The organism is Entomomonas asaccharolytica, assembly GCF_016653615.1.
GTDB lineage: Bacteria > Pseudomonadota > Gammaproteobacteria > Pseudomonadales > Pseudomonadaceae > Entomomonas > Entomomonas asaccharolytica.
Map to the genome: position 1 here is coordinate 2,660,665 of NZ_CP067393.1, position 18,424 is coordinate 2,679,088.

An 18,424-nucleotide genomic window follows, 5' to 3' on the forward strand; every position below is an offset into this window, starting at 1 on the left:
TGAAAATTCTAATTTATTACATAAATAAATTTAATTTTTAAAGCTATTCAAGATGCCATACCCTTTCAGAAGAAATTAATTAAAAACTAATTTCTTATAGTAAAAATTAATTTATTTTTTGATCTTATAGATTAAGGGGTATGCATGAAAATAACTAGAAAGGGTACAATTGTTTCCATCGTAATATCTTCTGTGCTTGCGACACAAGCGATGGCAGCAACGTTAACACGTGATAATGGTGCAGCTGTGGGTAACAATGTTAGCTCACAAACAGCAGGGGTAAATGGCCCTGTGTTACTACAGGATGTACAACTTATCCAAAAATTACAACGCTTTGATAGGGAACGTATCCCTGAACGTGTCGTGCATGCACGTGGAGCAGGTGCACATGGAGAGTTTACTGCTACGGCTGATATTTCTAACTTAACTAAAGCTGCACTCTTTAAAAAAGGCAGTAAAACACCTGTCTTTGTACGCTTCTCTACCGTAGTACATGGTAATCATTCTCCAGAAACATTACGTGACCCACGTGGTTTTGCCACAAAATTTTATACCACCGAAGGTAACTGGGATTTAGTAGGTAATAACTTCCCTACTTTCTTTATCCGTGATGCTATCCAATTCCCAGATATGGTACATGCCTTTAAACCAGATCCCAGAAGTAATTTAGATGATGAGGCACGTCGTTTTGATTTCTTCTCACATGTACCAGAATCTATTCATACCTTAACATTACTCTATTCTAACGAAGGTACACCAGCCACTTATCGCAATATGCGTGGTAGCAGTGTACATGCTTATAAATTTGTTAATGCTAAAAATGAAGTACATTACGTGAAACTACATTGGGTGCCACTACAAGGGATGAAAAATCTTGATCCTAAACAAGTGGAAGAAACTCAAGGTAGAGACTATAGCCATATGACCAATGATTTAGTAGCCGCTATTAATAAGGGTGATTTCCCTAAATGGGATTTATATATCCAAGTACTTAAGCCAGAGGATTTAGATAAATTTGAGTTCAATCCTTTAGACGCTACCAAAGAATGGCCAACTATAGAGAAAGTTAAAATTGGCCAAATGGTATTAAATAAAAACCCAGCTAACTACTTCCAAGAAACAGAACAAGTAGCAATGGCGCCAGCCAATTTAGTAGCAGGTATCGAGCCTTCTGAAGATAGAATGCTACAAGGTCGTTTATTCTCCTACGCTGATACGCAAATGTATCGTGTTGGTGTTAATGGCTTAAGCTTACCTATTAACAAAGCACGTGCTGAAGTCAATAATAATAACCAAGATGGTTATTCAAACCATGGTCATACAAATAATAAAGGGGTTAATTACTATCCTAGTCATTTAGTGGACACCCAAGTTATGCCTTCTGCAATGTCAGTACAAACACCATTACAAGGTACAACAGTACAAACTAAGATTTATAAACAGCAAAACTTTAAACAAACTGGTGAACTCTATCGCTCTTACAGTGATAAAGAAAAAACTGATTTGGTTAATAGCTTAGGTACTGCATTATCAACTTCTACCCCTGAGGTAAAAAATACTATGCTGTCTTACTTCTACAAAGCAGATGCTGATTATGGTACGCGTGTTACTCAAATTGCTAAAGGCGATCTAGCTAAAGTAAAAGAGTTAACGGCTAAACTTGAAGATTAAGTTAATTAAAATCCAACACATTTGTGTTGGATTTTTTTAAGGTGAATAAATGAAATACTTAATTTTATTAGTTGTACTATTTGCAAATAACGTGTTAGCAGATAACCAACAGGATATTAAAACCCAAATTGATAATTATTATTGGCAAGCAGCTCGAACTGGCAATATAGAAATGTTAGAGGAATTTGTGAATGCTAAATATGATCTCAATAAACAAGACAGTAAAGGTTATAGCGCGATTATTTTAAGTGCCTATAACGGCCATTATGACGCGGTAAAATATCTTATAGAAGCAGGGGCTAATCCTTGTTTAAAAGACAACCGTGGTAATACTGCACTTATGGGTGCAATTTTTAAAGGTGAAGTTAAAATTGCGAAGTTACTCACTAACACTGGCTGTGATGTAAATGAAACCAATAATATGGACCAAACACCAGCCATGTATGCGGCCTTATTTAAACGCCAGGAAATACTCGCAGAATTACAAAATAAAGGTGCTGATTTAACTAAAGTAGATAAGATGGGCAACGCTGTAGAAAATCTTGCTAAAGGTGAGATTATTAATAATCGCCACTGATCTAAAACATAAAAAATTGCTATTTTTAGATACAAAAAAATAACACGGTTAGTAATTTTACAACCTCTATTTAATAGCGAGAATTTTAAATAGGGGTATACTAAAGACAGTGAAAGTAGAATTTATTTTTACTTCATTAGATGTTTTTCTATTGAGTATCTAACATATAGTCAAGCTAACTATCGACTATTATTTTATTCACCCTTGAAAATAAGGAATTCTTTATGAGTAAGTTGGCAAATAAAATTGCAGTGATTACAGGTGCGGCTATGGGTAATGGCTTAGGTACTGCACAAGTATTGGCCAAACATGGCGCTACGGTAATTTTATTAGATTACAATGAAGCGGTTATTCAAGCAGCTAATGACTTAATCCACCAAGGCTTTAAAGCTGAAGCCTATATCGTTGATATACGTGAAATTAATATACTTAAAGAAATAGCTGAAGCGGTGATTAACAAATTTCAGAAAGTGGATATTCTAGTTAACAATGCTGGGGTATGCCATATTGCTTCCTTTTTAGAAACCTCAGATGAAATCAGAGATCGCACTTTTGATATCAATATCAAAGGCACTTGGAATGTTACTCAAGCATTTTTACCCTATATGGTAAAAGCTAATTATGGCAAAATCATCAATCTATCCTCAGTAACAGGCACTATGGTTGCTGATACTGGTGAAGCAGCTTATGCCACTACTAAAGCCGCCATCTGGGGCTTTACTAAAGCGCTAGCCATGGAAGTAGCTACTAAAAATATTACGGTTAACTCTGTATGCCCAGGTTATATTGCTACCCCTATGGCGGAATCTATTGCCTTAGAAAGTAATCAAACCAATCCGCAAAGTGTGTTAGATGGTATTGCTGCGGCTATTCCAATGAGACGTTTAGGAACTATTGAAGAATTAGGTGACTTGGTTGCCTTTTTAGCCTCTGATGAATCACGCTATATTACAGGCACCCAAATTGTTATTGATGGCGGTTCAACATTGCCAGAAAGTTTTGGTGCAGTAGGCGTTTAATAGCTACTATCAAGCCAACTGTTATACAAACAGTTGGCTAACAGTTATTATTTTCTTTTTCTTGGCGAACATTGTGTAGAAAACTTTTCTTTAGTATCTACATCCATCATGGTTAGGCAGTTGCCCCAAACACACCCTGTATCTAGCGCATAGACATTCGGCTCATCACATCTACCTTCTAAAGCTGCCCAGTGACCAAATAAAATCTGTTGTCCAGCCATTTTGCGATTAGCTATTTCAAACCAAGGAATATAACCCGTTGGCGCACTATCCAAACCTTCTTTACTCTTAAACTCAATGGTACCATCAGCCTTACAAAAACGCATTCTGGTTAAATAATTAGTGATTACCCTTAACCTTTCATAGCCTGTTAGCAACTCACTCCAGTTGACGGGTTCACTGCCATACATATGGGCAAGAAAACCTTGTATTCTTTTATCGTCTTTTAATACCGCTTCCACTTCAGCAGAACGCGCCAAACTATCCTCTAACGTCCATAAGGGTGGAATACCCGCATGTGCCATGGTTATTTTACGATCACGATCAAAATAAACTAAGGGTTGTTGCCGTAACCAGTTAATTAACTCCTTGGCTTCTTTCGCTTCAAGAATTTCTTTAATGGTGTCATTCTTCTTAATTTTAGCGTTATCGTAAAAACAGGCGATCAGATGTAAATCGTGGTTACCTAAAACAGTTACTACACTTTTACGAATACTGTACAAAAACTTTAATGTTTTAAGGGATTTAGCACCACGATTTATCAAATCCCCAACACACCACAAAGTGTCAATTGCAGGATCGAAATTGACTTCATCTAATAACCTTTGTAATGGCTCATAACACCCTTGAATATCGCCAATTGCATAGACTGCCATTAATGCAATACTCCTGGTGCCGCTAAACGAAAGGGGGCTATATGGGCGTCAAACAACTCGCCTGTTTCAACTTGCATAGAATATTTACCATACATACTACCTACAGGCGTTGAAAAGTTTGCACTGCTCGTATACTCAAAGGTTTCACCTGCTTTAATACAAGGCTGTTCCCCTACCACACCACTCCCTTTAACTTCTTTTTTATGGCCATTACCATCGGTAATAACCCACTGTCTTGATAATAAAGTGACTGTTTTATCACCTTTATTTTGAATAGAAATACGATAATCAAATAAATAATAATTATCTTGTGGATCTGAATCCTCTACTAAATAATCAGTTAACACTGTTATCTCGATAGGATAATCAGCTAAATTCATGATTAACCCTCGTGTTGTTGATATAAAAAAAGTTGGTCGGCTAATTTTACAAAATCAGCTAATGTTAATTGCTCTGGTCTTAAGCTACCATCAACCCCAACTTGCTCTATCGCCTCGATTGTCAATAAGCGTTTTAAGGTATTTCTAAGGGTCTTACGACGTTGATTAAAGGCCTCTCTTACAATCAATTCTAATAGTTTATGGTCTTTTGCTGGATAAGGCAGAGTTTCATAAGGTACTAACCTAACAATCGCAGAGTCTACCTTAGGTGCAGGTGTAAAGCATTCAGGTGGTACATCAAATAAATGCTCAACCTGACAAAAATACTGCACCATGATGGTTAAACGCCCCCAATCTCCACCGCCTGGTTGCGCAGCCATTCTTTTCACCACTTCTTTTTGTAGCATAAAATGCATATCTTCAATCACAGCATGTTGACTCAACAGATGAAAAATAAGTGGCGTAGAAATATTGTATGGTAAATTACCCACAACTCTTAGTTTCTTACCATTGCAAACTAAAGCACTAAAATCAAACTTTAACGCATCCCCCTGATGTAAATGAAATAATGGATTTAAACCAAACTTTAGCTTTAATAAAGGAATTAAATCTTGGTCTAACTCAATCACATCCAATCGTGCGCCACTGGCTAATAATCCTGCTGTGAGCGCACCCTGTCCTGGTCCAATCTCTAATAAATGCTGACTAGCTTGGGGATGTATTGACCGTAGAATTCGGTCAATAATGCCTGCATCTTTTAAAAAATTCTGACCAAAACGCTTACGCGCACGATGTTGGAATAACTCTGACATTAATGCCTTGCCCTAAAATTATAAATTTAACTATCTATTGTAAGCCAAATTATTGCTAAACCCCACACTATCTTTTTATTTAACAAGCCTTTAAAAACATATTCGCCTTTTGGCGAATAGCAAACTATACAATTTGGTTGCATATTAGTACAGTAAAGGACAAATAGAGGATACTAGAATGTATCAAATAAAAACACATGATTACTCTGTGTCAGGAAGGCCCAAGGAATTTATTTTACCTGATGTCACAGAATTAGAAGGACTTTTTTTTATACTATATCCTACCCATGGTGACAGTATTGAATATAATCTAAAAAAACAGCAAATCATTTGGTACGACCCTGACACTAATACGCAACAAAAAGCTGATTACAAAGCTACTTCTGTCCGTGATGGTATATATTTCATTGATTACATTTTTCAAGAACAATCAATTTCCATTATTTTAGATCTTATTAATCAAACATTTACAGAAGTTGTTGGCTACCTATCAAATATACCTACTGCTAAAGCTTTTAAGCAATTCAAGCCAAATATAGCGACTATTGATCTATCAATTATCCAAGGTAGTTTAGACAAACCTTATGAAAAACAAGATTTACACAACCAAACAGACGAACTAATTGGAGCACGCTTCTTGTATTTTAGTGGTTTTGAAAGAGTGTATGAACATATTTATCTTAACCAAAATCACTACACATGGCACTGTTTAGTGGGTGAAACAGCGGGCTTAGCTGATACTAACCCCTGCCATTATTATAAAATAGCCGATAAGTTGTATTTGTTAATTTGGTCAAGAAAAAGATTACCTTATATGGGACTTATGTTAATAGATACTAATTTCTTGCGTGCAGATGGTAAAGCTTATGGTTACAACCAAATCAATACCACTGATAGCATGTTTAATATTCATTATAGCCCCTATTTTTCAATGATTAATAAACCAAACATACCTTATAGTATCTTTTTAGAAAATATGAAAAATAGACTTTCTTAACACTTCTTTTAGTTACTTAAGAAATAATAGGTTGTAGTTATTTTTTTAGCCAAAAATCCTTAATATTAGTTAGCCTACTAATATTAAGGATTTTTTCATTATAAACTCACTTTTGAACAATTATAGTAATTACAACATGAAGCTTATATAGCATATAAATATCCTATAAATGAACCTAAAATTGGTTTATCTATTATTTACAACCTACTACAGCAAACTATTTAGCTAATAGCCACCTATTATTAATTTAACCAACAAAAGACTGGACTAAGTAATTACGAACTACTAATATAACTTATTACTTTATAGTTATTTTTATTTAAACTCTTTATAAAAACCAACAATAGAGAAACTAATAAAAATATATAAATTTAACTTTGTATTATCACTAATAAATACAAGATATTAATTAACTTGCTTTGAATAATTATAAACAATAACTATTGGCGTGTTAGGAATGCTAATTGAACTTTCTTTATACCAAAACTCTCTCAGTTAGAGTCTAGTTATAGTTAAGTAGCAAAATAAACATACCCTTAGTTTAGCTAGTAACTTAAAACAATTATAATTGCAACAGGAGAATGTATGCGTAGAGGATTTGTTAACCTAAATGGGCAACGCACCCTTGTTAATGTTGATAACAATGGTAGTGTTACACATAATGGTCAAACAATTACGAACCCTGAATGGTTACCTATAAGCATAGGTACAGTTTATGGTGTAGCTCTTAATTATAAAGGCTTACTAGAAAGCCGTTTAACAGAGTTTAACGAACCACCTTATCAAAAACCACCTATCAAACCTGTATTATTTATCAAAACACCTAATACCTATAATAACCATTTAGGCAATATTGTATTTCCAACAGGTGTTGAGCAAATTCAAGCTGGCCCTGCACTTGCTTTTGTGATGGCGAAAGACGCTAGTCGTGTTACTAAACAACAAGCACTGAACTATGTAGCAGGTTTTACCATTGTAAACGAAGTTAGCTTGCCAGAAGATAGCTATTACCGCCCTGCTGTTAAAGCGAAATGCCGTGATAGCTTCTGTCCAATGGGGCCATGGTTAGTTGCAACAGACGCTGTTAATACTGATAACTTAGCGATCAGTGTCAGTATCAATGGTGAAGTTCGCCAACAAAATTCTACTGCCAATTTAGTACGTAATATCCCGCAGCTTATTGAGGAGCTCAGTGAATTTATGACCTTAAAAGCAGGCGATATTATTTTAACAGGTACTCCAGAAGGCCGTGTTGATATCAATGTAGGTGACCTTGTTGAAGTCACTATTGAAGGTATTGGTACCCTCGTAAACACTGTTATCGCCGAATAAGGAGTCCTAACTATGAAATATGCTCGTATCCGCTATCAAGGCGAGAACTTTGAAGTATTGGTTGAAGAAAATAATGCAGTTCGTTTAAAAGATGGTCGTGTATTACAAGAAACTGAAGTTGAGTGGTTACCGCCTGCAACGGGTAATATGTTTGCACTTGGTTTGAACTATGCTGACCACGCTGCTGAACTTGAATTTAAAGCGCCCACCGAACCATTAGTATTTATTAAAGCGCCTACTACCTATACTGGTCATTTATGTCATACATGGCGCCCAGATAATGTTGACTATATGCATTATGAGTGCGAGCTGGTAGCTGTTATAGGCAAAAAAGCCCGTAATGTTAGCCAAGCTGATGCTTTATCTTATTTGGCTGGTTATACTCTTTGTAATGACTATGCCATTCGTGATTTCTTAGAAAATTACTACCGCCCTAATCTGCGGGTTAAAAATCGTGACTGCACCACGCCCGTTGGTCCATACATTATTACTGCTGATGAAGTACCAGACCCATCTAAACTAACTTTACGGACATGGGTTAATGGCGAATTACGCCAAGAAGGTACGACAGCAGATATGATCTTTAACGTACCTTATTTAATTGAATACCTTTCTAACTTTATGACCTTACAGCCAGGTGACATGATTGCCACAGGTACGCCAAAAGGTTTATCAGACGTTAAACCTGGCGATAAAGTGGTAGTAGAGATGGAAGGAATTGGTAGCTTAACTAACTTTATTGTTACTGAACAAGAATTCTTTGAAAAATATGGTACTAACGCGATTGGAGAAAAATAATGTTAAAACATTGGATTAATGGCAAAGAAGTTGAAAGTAAAGAAACATTTATTAACTACAACCCTGCCACTATGGAAGAAATCTGTGAAGTGGCTAGTGGTGGCGAAAAAGAAGTCAACGATGCGGTAGCTGCTGCGAAAGAAGCCTTTCCTAAATGGGCAAATACCCCTGCTAAAGAGCGTGCGCGTTTAATGCGTAATCTAGGTGAATTAATTGACAAAAACGTACCTAGAATTGCTGAGTTAGAGACGAAAGATACTGGCTTACCGATTCACCAAACAAAAAATGTATTAATTCCACGCGCTTCCCATAACTTCAACTTTTTTGCAGAAATTTGTACCCGTATGGATGGTCATACCTACCCAGTAGACGATCAAATGCTTAACTACACCCTCTATCAACCAGTGGGTGTATGCGGTTTGATCTCGCCTTGGAACGTACCTTTTATGACTGCCACTTGGAAAACAGCACCTTGTTTAGCATTAGGTAACACAGCTGTTTTAAAAATGTCAGAACTTTCTCCTTTAACGGCTTATGAGCTAGGCCAATTAGCATTAGAAGCTGGTATTCCAGCAGGTGTCTTAAACGTTATTCAAGGTTATGGCGCTACTGCTGGTGCAGCACTTGCGCAACATCATGATGTACGTGCTGTATCATTTACAGGCGGTACTGCAACAGGGCGTCGTATTATGGCTTCAGCGGGAATTAAAAAATACTCTATGGAATTAGGTGGTAAATCACCTGTATTAATTTTTGAAGATGCTGATTTAGATAGAGCCTTGGATGCTGCCCTATTTACTATCTTCTCCTTAAATGGTGAACGTTGTACGGCTGGTTCTCGTATCTTTATTCAAGAAAGTGTTTACGACAAATTCGTAGCAGAATTTGCTGCCCGTGCTAAACGCTTAATTGTTGGCGACCCAACTGATCCTAATACCCAAGTAGGCTCAATGATTACCCAACAGCATTACGATAAAGTAACGGGCTATATCAAAATTGGTATGGAAGAAGGCGCTAAATTACTTGCAGGAGGTTTAGAGCGCCCAGCTAACTTACCTGCTCATCTTTCTAAAGGTCAATTTATTCAACCTACTGTATTTGCCGATGTGGATAATCAAATGCGTATCGCTCAAGAAGAAATCTTTGGCCCAGTAGTATGTTTAATCAAATTCAAAGACGAAGCAGAAGGCTTAAAATTAGCTAACGATGTTGAATATGGTTTAGCCTCTTATATCTGGACTAATGATCTTGGCAAAGCGCACCGTGTTGCGCGTGGTATCGAGGCAGGTATGGTGTTTATTAATAGCCAAAACGTTCGTGACTTACGTCAACCTTTCGGTGGTGTTAAAGCTAGCGGAACAGGGCGTGAAGGTGGAGAATACAGTTTCGAAGTGTTCACAGAAATTAAAAATGTGTGTATTTCTATGGGTAGTCACCATATTCCTCGTTGGGGAATTTAATAACGCTCAGTTAGGCTCTGCACAGAGCCTAGCTAACAAACTAAATAAGTAATACTGAATAAATATAATATTTTACTGATAAAAATAATAGTTGGAGACTCAGCATGGGTAAGTTAGCATTTGCTGCAAAAGTAACACATGTACCATCAATGTATCTTTCTGAACTACCTGGTAAAACAAATGGTTGTCGCCAAGCTGCGATTGATGGCCATAAAGAAATCAGCCGCCGTTGTCGTGAACTAGGGGTTGATACCATGGTGATATTTGATACTCATTGGTTAGTTAATAGTGGTTTTCATATTAATGCTAATGATCACTTTAAAGGTATTTATACAAGCCATGAATTACCTCATTTTATTCGTGATATGGAATATGAATACTATGGTAATCCTGAGTTAGCTGATATGATCGCCCGTTATGCGGTTAAAAAGAATGTACGTGCATTATCTCATCGTATCCCTTCATTAGCACTGGAGTACGGTACGTTAGTACCCATGCGCTATATGAACTCAGACAATAAATTCAAAGTAGTATCCATTTCTGCTTTCTGTACTTCACATGATTTAGAAGATAGTCGCGCATTGGGTGCGGCAGTAACTGAAGCGATCCAAGAATATGATGGGACTGTCGCCATTTTAGCCAGTGGTTCACTGTCACACCGTTTTGCTTATGATCGTATTGCCGAAAAATGTTTTGATGCTTATACCCGTGAATTCGATCATCAAGTTGACCTACGTGTAGTAGAAATGTGGAAAAATGGTCAATGGCCAGAATTCTGCTCTATGCTAGGTGACTATGCTGCGAGCTGTTTTGGTGAAGGTGGTATGCACGATACCTCTATGCTGCTAGGTGCATTAGGTGGTGAAAACTACCAAGGTAAAGTTGAATTTGTCACAGAACTATTTGCAAGCTCTGGAACAGGTCAAGTTAACGCTGTTTTCCCTGTAGCATAATTTACCAATTCCTATCCTAAACCTGTACTTTAACAAGTGCAGGTTTTTTAACTTAATAAGCTCTTTACATAAGCTGTGGAGAAGTATTTAAAATGCCTCATTTTATTGCTGAATATTCTGCTAATTTAGAAGGTGTTGCAGATTTTGCTGGTCTCTTTGAGAAAGTACATCAAGTGTTAGGTGATAGTGGTGTCTTTCCTTTAGGAGGTATTCGTAGTCGCGCTATTCGTATGGATATTTACCGTATGGCTGATGCTAAACACGACTATGGATTTATCCATATGACGTTAAAAGTAGGTGCTGGTCGAGACTTAGCAACCCGTAAAAAAGTGGCTGATCAATTATTTGAAACCATTAAAGAACACTTTGCAGATTTACAGGCAAAACGTTTACTAGCACTTTCTTTTGAAATGGAAGAACTAAATGCTGATTTAAACTATAAGCAAAATAATATCCATGCTTTTCTTGCTAACCAGTAGCATGGCTAATTAATTTATAGTTACTAACATAATAAACACAATAGTTAGTTTTTTTTATAACAACGACAAGATAACTGGATTATGAACACAAATATACAACCTGTGAGTGACAAGGTGGTGCGCAATATCACCTTGCGCTTAATTCCTTTATTATTAATCTGCTATATATTCGCCCATCTTGATCGAGTGAATATTGGTTTTGCCAAAGACTCAATGAGCCTTGACTTAGGGCTAACCCATACAATGTATGGAACGGGCGCAGGATTATTTTTTATTGCCTATATGCTGTTTGGCGTACCTAGCAATATGATGCTCGAAAAGTTTGGCCCGCGTCGTTGGATTGCCCTGATTATGGTGATATGGGGATTACTCTCAACCGCTACCATGTTTATCAGTAATCATATTGAATTTTATATTCTCAGATTTTTACTAGGGGTGGCAGAAGCAGGTTTTTTCCCTGGCATTCTTATTTATATTAACCGTTGGTTTCCCTCCCGTCGTCGTGGCAAAATCACCGCCATGTTTACCTTAGCAGTGCCTCTTGCTAGCGTATTAGGGGCACCTATTTCGGGCTGGATTATTGATTACTTTCATGGCTCATCAGGTTTGCATGGTTGGCAATGGATGTTCCTGTTGGAAGGGTTGCCTGTTGTGTTATTAGGCATTGTTATTATGTTCTATCTGCCCGATCATTATAAAAAGGTGAAATGGTTAACAGATGAAGAAAAGCAACAATTAGCATATGAGCAACAGCATGAGGAATCAGCAAAAACCAATATGCCCTTATTAGCCTTTATCAAAGATACTAAATTATGGTTACTGTTTGGTATCTACTTTGCGGTAATGCTAGGGATTAATGCTAATAATTTCTGGATGCCCAATCTAATTAAAAGCAGTGGTGTAGAAACAGAAACAACAGTAGGTTTACTTACCCCCTTCTGTTGGGGCTTGTCTTGTATTTTTATGATTCTAACAGGCATGTCTGCTGATCGCCATAATGAACGTCGTTGGCATTTAATTGTGCCTTTACTAATGGCAGCTATTGGCTTTATTGGCACAGGTATGTTTACCCATAGCACGGTGTTAGTAGTAACTTTCTTAAGTATTTCTATTATGGGCGCAGCTACTGCATTGCCAATGTTCTGGCAAATTCCACCGATGTTTTTAACCAGTAAAGATGCCATTGCAGGTATTGCTTTAGTCAGCTCACTCGGTAATTTAGCGGGCTTTCTTGCACCTTACCTAATTGGTTGGGTTAAAGATATGACGGGCGGCTCACCCAGTATTGGGCTATATATTTTAGCCTTATTAATTGTATGTGGTGCAGGATTAGTCCTATTGATTAAACCTCCAAAACAACCAATAAGTTACCCTCATTGACCTTATAAACGGTTAGTTAAAGGTCATTAAGTTAACAACTAAATGGCCTTTTTTATAGCATTTAATGAATTGACAAAATAACTGATTCATGTCAAAGTTTTACAAATTGACTATTAATTTACTAATAAAAATAAAAGGTAATAGAGCTATGCAACACTTACTTTGTGAGTCCTTAGGTAATCTGTTTTCAAAAAATATATTTATAAAAAATATCAAGCTTGGTTTAGTTAATTAGGATAACTACAACTTGATGTAATTCAACCAAGATCAGTCATAAAAATAATTATTTTTATAACCAACAATAAAACTTCATTAAATTTTTAAAATAAAAAATAATCGGAGCTATTACTGCATGAATGCACATGTCACTACGAATCATACCGTTCGTACGATCACCTTACGTATAGTACCACTACTACTCATCTGTTATATATTTGCCCATCTCGACCGCGTTAATATTGGTTTCGCTAAAGGCACGATGAGTATTGACCTAGGCCTTACCGATGCAATGTACGGTTTTGGGGCAGGTTTGTTTTTTATCTCTTATATGATTTTTGGCGTTCCTAGCAATATGTTGCTAGACAAGTTTGGGCCAAGACGCTGGATTGCCTTTATGATGTTATTTTGGGGAATCTGCTCAACGGGCATGATGTTTGCTCAAAATAGCACTCAATTCTATGTGTTACGTTTCTTATTAGGTATGGCTGAGGCAGGCTTCTTTCCAGGTATTTTAGTGTATATCAATCGTTGGTTCCCTGCTCGCTATCGTGGCAAGATCACAGCCATGTTTACCTTAGCTGTGCCTATGGCCAGTATTTTTGGTGGGCCTTTATCAGGCTGGATTATTCAAACCTTCCATAGTTCTGCTGGCTTACATGGTTGGCAGTGGATGTTATTATTGGAAGGCTTACCTGTTGTGATACTGGGGGTGGTAGTACTTTTTTACCTTCCTGACAACTACAAAGAGGTTAAGTGGCTAAGCCAAAATGAAAAACTACAACTTGATAAAGAATTACATACTGAAGAAGGTAAAAAACAAAACAGCACGACCTCTCTCACTGAATTTATCAAAGAACCTAAACTGTATATATTATTTGGTATTTACTCTGCAGTAATGTTGGGCATGAATGCCGTTAATTTTTGGATGCCTGATTTAATTTCTACCACAGGTGTTGAGAATAAAACACACGTTGGTTTATTAACCGCTATCCCTTGGATTCTCGCTTGTGTATTTATGATTGCCACAGGTGCTTCAGCAGATAGAAACAATGAACGCCGTTGGCATTTGATAGTCCCATTATTCATGGTAACCTTTGGCTTTATTGGCGCTGGCTTATTTACCCACAACTTAATTATCTTAATGTTGTTCTTAAGCGTAGCAACAATGGGTGTAGGTACAGCACTACCTATGTTCTGGCAAATCCCACCTGCCTTTCTAAGCAACCAAAACGCAGCCGTTGGCATTGCCTTGGTTAGCTCCTTAGGTAATCTAGCTTCATTTCTTGCCCCTTATTTAATTGGTTGGGTAAAAACCAACACAGGCTCCACCAGTATAGGTCTTTATATTCTGGCAATACTTATCGCTTTAGGTGCTTTACTGGTATTATTAATCCCTGCACGCTCTTTGAAACATTAAGGAAAAAATAATGATCGATAATAAATCTATTCAAGAAGCCGTAGAACGTTTAGATGAAGCTGAACGTAACAGTACTCAAATAAAACAGCTTTCTCTACAACATCCCAATATGACCATTGAAGATGCTTATGCTATTCAACAAGCATGGGTTGAGAAAAAAATTAATGATGGTCGCAAAATGATTGGTCATAAAATTGGTTTAACTTCTCGCGCTATGCAAATGTCTTCTAATATTACTGAACCAGATTATGGAACCTTATTAGATGATATGCTATTTGAAGAAGGGACTGATATTGCACACAGTCGTTTTATCGTACCCCGTATTGAAGTTGAATTAGCTTTTATTTTGGAGAAACCATTACGCGGGCCAAACTGTACTATCTTTGATGTATTAGATGCCACTAAATATGTAGTGCCTGCCTTAGAAATTATTGATGCTCGGATTCAACGTATTGACCCAGAAACCAAAGTCACTCGTAAAGTATTTGATACGATTTCTGATAATGCGGCTAATGCAGGTATTATCTTAGGTGGTCGTCCTATCCGCCCCATGGACATTGATTTACGTTCAATTCCAGGCATTCTCTATAAAAACGGTGTGGTGGAAGAATCAGGGGTATCTGTAGCGGTACTCAATCATCCTGCTAAAGGTGTAGCATGGCTCGCAAACAAATTAGCGCCCTACGGTGTAACATTAAATGCAGGGGAAATTGTATTGGGTGGTTCATTTACTCGCCCTGTTGATGCTAATCCTGATGACACTTTCCATGTTGAATACGGCCCACTAGGCTCTATTGCCTGCCGTTTTGTTTAATAACGAGGAACACTATTGTGCAACTTCCTGTTAATCATTTTAAAAGACGTCTACAAAGTGGTGAGTCCATTATTGGTTTATGGTTAGGCTTAGCCAATGCCTATACGGCAGAACTAGCGGCCAATGCAGATTTCGATTGGTTATTACTAGATGGCGAACATGCTCCTAATGATCTACGCACACTACTGGAACAATTACAGGCTATTGCTCCTTATGCTAGCCAGCCTGTAATTCGCCCTCGTATTGGCGATACAGCCATTATTAAACAATTACTGGATATTGGTGCGCAAACCTTATTAATTCCAATGGTTGATACCGCAGAACAAGCCGCTGAGCTTGTCAAAGCCATGCACTATCCACCAAAAGGTATTCGTGGTGTAGGCAGTGCGCTAGCGCGTGCTTCTCGTTGGAATACGATACCTGACTATCTCCATAAAGCAGGTGATGAACTTTGCTTATTGGTACAAATAGAAACCAAAGCAGGTTTAGATAACTTAGACGCTATCGTCAATACTGAAGGGGTTGATGGCGTATTTATCGGCCCTGCTGATCTATCCGCTTCATTAGGCCATTTAGGTAACCCTAAACACCCTGAGGTACAAGAGGCGATTGAACACGCCTTGCAACGCATTAAACAAGCAGGTAAAGCTTCTGGTATTTTAATGGCTGATAAAGCACTGGCGAAACGTTATATTGAACTAGGCTGTAACTTTGTAGCGGTGGGTACGGATACCAGTATTTTTATGCAATCACTTAAAAATTTAGCGGATGAATTTAAAGGTAAAACAAGCTCTACTCAAGTTGTTGGTGTTTACTAACTACCTCTTTATAACAGAAAAGCCATGATAGTTAACTATCATGGCTTTTTTATAACTACCCTACCATTACATGGCGTCTGTTAAATGCGTATCTTTAAATAAACTGGTTAACGCATTGCTTAATACTTCCCCCACTAACTGATTATTTGTGGCTAAATTAGGCGCTGAAGCAAAGTTTTGCGAAATACTTGAAGTATAACGGCCATTATAGGATTTACTTGGAGTCTGTAATTGTGAGCGCAATATAGCTTTAATATCTGCCCCATTAGCTAATGAACTATCAGTTGCTTGATAGGAAATAGTATCAATAATAATAGTTAATGTTATATCTCCACCGCCCGTTTGAGGCTTATATCCCATCTTAGTTAAAGCTTGCTCTGCTTGTTGCTGCAATTTAGGTAAAATATCACTAGCTTGTAAGTTAATATTGCTGGTAGAGGCATATAATCCACCACGAGTACCAATAACCTCTGTACCACGGTTATCTGTTACTCTGACATTAACAGATTGGCCATGCCCTACCTGAGGCAAAGCTTGCGAAATTACTGGATCAGGCGTTAATTGCTGGGGACTTAATGCACAACCTGTTAATAAACCTACTAACATTAAACACACTAATAATCCTTGCCTAAATATCATTTCAAAAGTCTCCAAGTAAACTATTTACAGTTGCTGTAGTATAATCACATCACTTCAATATTACCTTAATAAAAACTATACAAAATATATTTTAAATAATTTATTGAAGATATTTTGTATTACAAATAGACCTACATAGTATTTCATCGGTATAATGTGCAGCCATGTTTTTTAGAAATGGTCGTTTTAATAAAAACAATGGATTTTTTCTCGTTTTCTATTGTCAGTATAAAACGTAGTTTATTATAAAAACATCTACACAAACAAAAATTAACTATTTGCTTAGCCAGCATGATAGTAGCTTATTAATTTACTAATAAATAAGAGTGTGACGAGCATATGAAAACGTATGACGTGCTAATCATTGGTGGTGGTGTATCTGGTACAGCATTACTATACCAACTAAGCCGCTTTACAGACCTTCAAGCTATTGGTCTTTTAGAAAAGTACCCCCAAGTAGCAGCAGTTAACTCGAAAAGTTGTAATAACAGTCAAACCATTCACCAAGGTGACATAGAAACCAATTACACATTAGAAAAGGCACGCGTTACCAAACGTACTGCTTGTATGATTGTAAACTATGCCACTAAATTACCTCCAGAAGAACGTGATAACATTATTTCAAAATATCCTAAGATGGTATTAGGGGTAGGGAAAACAGAATGTGACTCATTACGTGAACGGTTTCAGGCTTTTAAAGAACTGTATCCAAATTTGAAAGAATTAGGGCGTGAAGGAATAGCCGAAATAGAACCAAAAATTGTAGAAGGCAGACCTGAATCAGAAGAAATTTATGCACTTGGTGCTACAGATGAATACACCGCCTGTAACTATCACACTCTCTCTGAATCCTTCATCAAAAACGCCAAAAAATTCTCTGAAAGCAAAAACCAAACCTGTGATGTAATGCTCGCAACGCCTGTCACTAAAATTGAAAAAATAGGTGATACTTTCCAAGTACACACCGAAAATGCAGGGGTAATGGAAGCAAAATACATCGTAGTTGCGGCTGGTGGCCACTCCTTACTATTTGCTCACCAAATGGGTTATGGTAAAGACCTTGCTTGTTTACCTATGGCTGGCTCTTATTATTTCACACCGCAATTGCTACAGGGTAAAGTATATACTGTACAAAACCCTAACCTTCCCTTTGCGGCTGTCCATGGTGATCCAGATGTTTCTGTGCCTGGTAAAACTCGCTTTGGGCCTACCGCATTAGTATTACCTGTTTTAGAACGTCATAATCTCAAAACATTCTTAGATTTCTGGAAAGTATTTAGTTTAAGCACTGGTGTGATGAAAGCACTGTGGAAACTACTTAAAGTTTCCGATATACGTCGTTATATCTTCCGTAACTTTATGTATGAAGTGCCTATTTTACGTGAACGCTTATTCTTAAAAGAAATTAAGAAAATCATTCCTACCTTAGAAGTTAAAGATGTTACATTTGCTCGTGGCTTTGGTGGTATTCGCCCACAAGTAATTGATAAAAAACAACAAAAACTTATGATGGGAGAAGCAAAAATCAATCCAGGCACAGGTATTGTATTTAATATGACACCGTCACCTGGTGGTACTTCTTGTCTTGGTAATGCTGAAAAAGACATGTATCTAATTGCAAACTTCTTAAACTGCAATATAGATAAACAAGCTTTTGAAGAAGAATTATTAAGTGGGGAAGTTGAACTTAGAGAAATAGACCGTCCTAGTGAAAATTCACTGGCTGAGGTTTAATCAAACTTCTCAAAAAAACCGCCTATTGGGCGGTTTTTTTATGCTTAAAT

The 18,424-nt window shown here is 37.2% G+C and carries 18 protein-coding genes; 14 read left to right on the forward strand and 4 right to left on the reverse strand.

The window, feature by feature from the left end:
- Positions 1-210 precede the first annotated feature (210 nt).
- The 3 genes from JHT90_RS12370 (at position 211) to ucpA (ending at position 3,267) form a co-directional block, all read left to right on the forward strand.
- Positions 211-1,671 (forward strand): catalase, encoded by a 1,461-nt coding sequence (locus JHT90_RS12370; RefSeq protein WP_236254126.1) that lies wholly within the window; start codon positions 211-213, stop codon positions 1,669-1,671.
- A 49-nt stretch (positions 1,672-1,720) separates the two neighbouring features.
- A complete protein-coding gene (locus JHT90_RS12375) occupies positions 1,721-2,248 on the forward strand; it encodes an ankyrin repeat domain-containing protein (RefSeq protein ID WP_201091441.1) in 528 nt (175 codons plus the stop codon).
- A 224-nt stretch (positions 2,249-2,472) separates the two neighbouring features.
- Positions 2,473-3,267, forward strand: a complete 795-nt coding sequence (gene ucpA / locus JHT90_RS12380) for an SDR family oxidoreductase UcpA (protein ID WP_201091444.1) — start codon at positions 2,473-2,475, stop codon at positions 3,265-3,267.
- A 47-nt stretch (positions 3,268-3,314) separates the two neighbouring features.
- Here ucpA and JHT90_RS12385 read toward each other — a convergent pair whose 3' ends face one another.
- Genes JHT90_RS12385 through rsmA form a run of 3 tightly spaced genes read right to left on the reverse strand, consistent with a single transcriptional unit; the run spans position 3,315 to position 5,334 of the window.
- Positions 3,315-4,142 (reverse strand): symmetrical bis(5'-nucleosyl)-tetraphosphatase, encoded by an 828-nt coding sequence (locus JHT90_RS12385; protein WP_201091446.1) that lies wholly within the window; start codon positions 4,140-4,142, stop codon positions 3,315-3,317.
- The gene (gene apaG, locus JHT90_RS12390) at positions 4,142-4,522 is read right to left on the reverse strand and encodes a Co2+/Mg2+ efflux protein ApaG (RefSeq protein ID WP_201091448.1); all 381 of its coding nucleotides are present in this window, start codon (positions 4,520-4,522) and stop codon (positions 4,142-4,144) included. The genes JHT90_RS12385 and apaG overlap by 1 nt, the downstream gene beginning before the upstream one ends.
- A 2-nt stretch (positions 4,523-4,524) precedes the next feature.
- Positions 4,525-5,334, reverse strand: a complete 810-nt coding sequence (rsmA, locus tag JHT90_RS12395; RefSeq protein WP_201091450.1) for a 16S rRNA (adenine(1518)-N(6)/adenine(1519)-N(6))-dimethyltransferase RsmA — start codon at positions 5,332-5,334, stop codon at positions 4,525-4,527.
- 178 nt (positions 5,335-5,512) lie between these two features.
- On the opposite strand from rsmA, the gene JHT90_RS12400 reads away from it, so the two are divergent.
- The 10 genes from JHT90_RS12400 (at position 5,513) to hpaI (ending at position 16,001) form a co-directional block, all read left to right on the forward strand.
- The gene (locus tag JHT90_RS12400; protein ID WP_201091452.1) at positions 5,513-6,331 is read left to right on the forward strand and encodes a MoaF C-terminal domain-containing protein; all 819 of its coding nucleotides are present in this window, start codon (positions 5,513-5,515) and stop codon (positions 6,329-6,331) included.
- A gap of 585 nt (positions 6,332-6,916) precedes the next feature.
- Positions 6,917-7,663 (forward strand): fumarylacetoacetate hydrolase family protein, encoded by a 747-nt coding sequence (locus JHT90_RS12405; protein ID WP_201091461.1) that lies wholly within the window; start codon positions 6,917-6,919, stop codon positions 7,661-7,663.
- Positions 7,664-7,675: 12 nt separating this feature from the next.
- On the forward strand, positions 7,676-8,461 hold the full coding sequence (locus JHT90_RS12410) for a fumarylacetoacetate hydrolase family protein (RefSeq protein ID WP_201091464.1): 786 nt from the start codon (positions 7,676-7,678) through the stop codon (positions 8,459-8,461).
- Positions 8,461-9,921, forward strand: a complete 1,461-nt coding sequence (gene hpaE / locus JHT90_RS12415) for a 5-carboxymethyl-2-hydroxymuconate semialdehyde dehydrogenase (RefSeq protein ID WP_201091466.1) — start codon at positions 8,461-8,463, stop codon at positions 9,919-9,921. Before JHT90_RS12410 ends, hpaE begins: the two co-directional genes overlap by 1 nt.
- A gap of 104 nt (positions 9,922-10,025) precedes the next feature.
- Positions 10,026-10,874 (forward strand): 3,4-dihydroxyphenylacetate 2,3-dioxygenase, encoded by an 849-nt coding sequence (gene hpaD, locus JHT90_RS12420; RefSeq protein WP_201091468.1) that lies wholly within the window; start codon positions 10,026-10,028, stop codon positions 10,872-10,874.
- A 92-nt stretch (positions 10,875-10,966) separates the two neighbouring features.
- Positions 10,967-11,353 carry a 5-carboxymethyl-2-hydroxymuconate Delta-isomerase gene (locus JHT90_RS12425; RefSeq protein ID WP_201091470.1) on the forward strand — a complete coding sequence of 129 codons (387 nt, stop codon included), beginning with the start codon at positions 10,967-10,969 and terminating at the stop codon, positions 11,351-11,353.
- A gap of 81 nt (positions 11,354-11,434) precedes the next feature.
- A complete protein-coding gene (locus JHT90_RS12430) occupies positions 11,435-12,733 on the forward strand; it encodes an MFS transporter (protein WP_201091472.1) in 1,299 nt (432 codons plus the stop codon).
- Positions 12,734-13,085: 352 nt separating this feature from the next.
- Positions 13,086-14,369, forward strand: coding sequence for an MFS transporter (locus tag JHT90_RS12435; RefSeq protein ID WP_201091474.1), 1,284 nt, complete (start codon positions 13,086-13,088; stop codon positions 14,367-14,369).
- A gap of 10 nt (positions 14,370-14,379) precedes the next feature.
- On the forward strand, positions 14,380-15,183 hold the full coding sequence (hpaH, locus tag JHT90_RS12440; protein WP_201091482.1) for a 2-oxo-hept-4-ene-1,7-dioate hydratase: 804 nt from the start codon (positions 14,380-14,382) through the stop codon (positions 15,181-15,183).
- A 17-nt stretch (positions 15,184-15,200) separates the two neighbouring features.
- Complete coding sequence (hpaI, locus tag JHT90_RS12445) at positions 15,201-16,001, forward strand: 4-hydroxy-2-oxoheptanedioate aldolase (protein ID WP_201091484.1); 801 nt, start codon at positions 15,201-15,203, stop codon at positions 15,999-16,001.
- Between the two features lie 66 nt (positions 16,002-16,067).
- On the opposite strand, the gene JHT90_RS12450 is transcribed toward hpaI, so the two are convergent.
- Positions 16,068-16,640, reverse strand: a complete 573-nt coding sequence (locus JHT90_RS12450) for a YajG family lipoprotein (RefSeq protein WP_201091486.1) — start codon at positions 16,638-16,640, stop codon at positions 16,068-16,070.
- Positions 16,641-16,979: 339 nt separating this feature from the next.
- Here JHT90_RS12450 and JHT90_RS12455 point away from each other — a divergent pair, with 339 nt between their 5' ends.
- Positions 16,980-18,374 (forward strand): FAD-dependent oxidoreductase, encoded by a 1,395-nt coding sequence (locus tag JHT90_RS12455; protein WP_201091488.1) that lies wholly within the window; start codon positions 16,980-16,982, stop codon positions 18,372-18,374.
- The last annotated feature ends 50 nt before the right edge of the window (positions 18,375-18,424 follow it).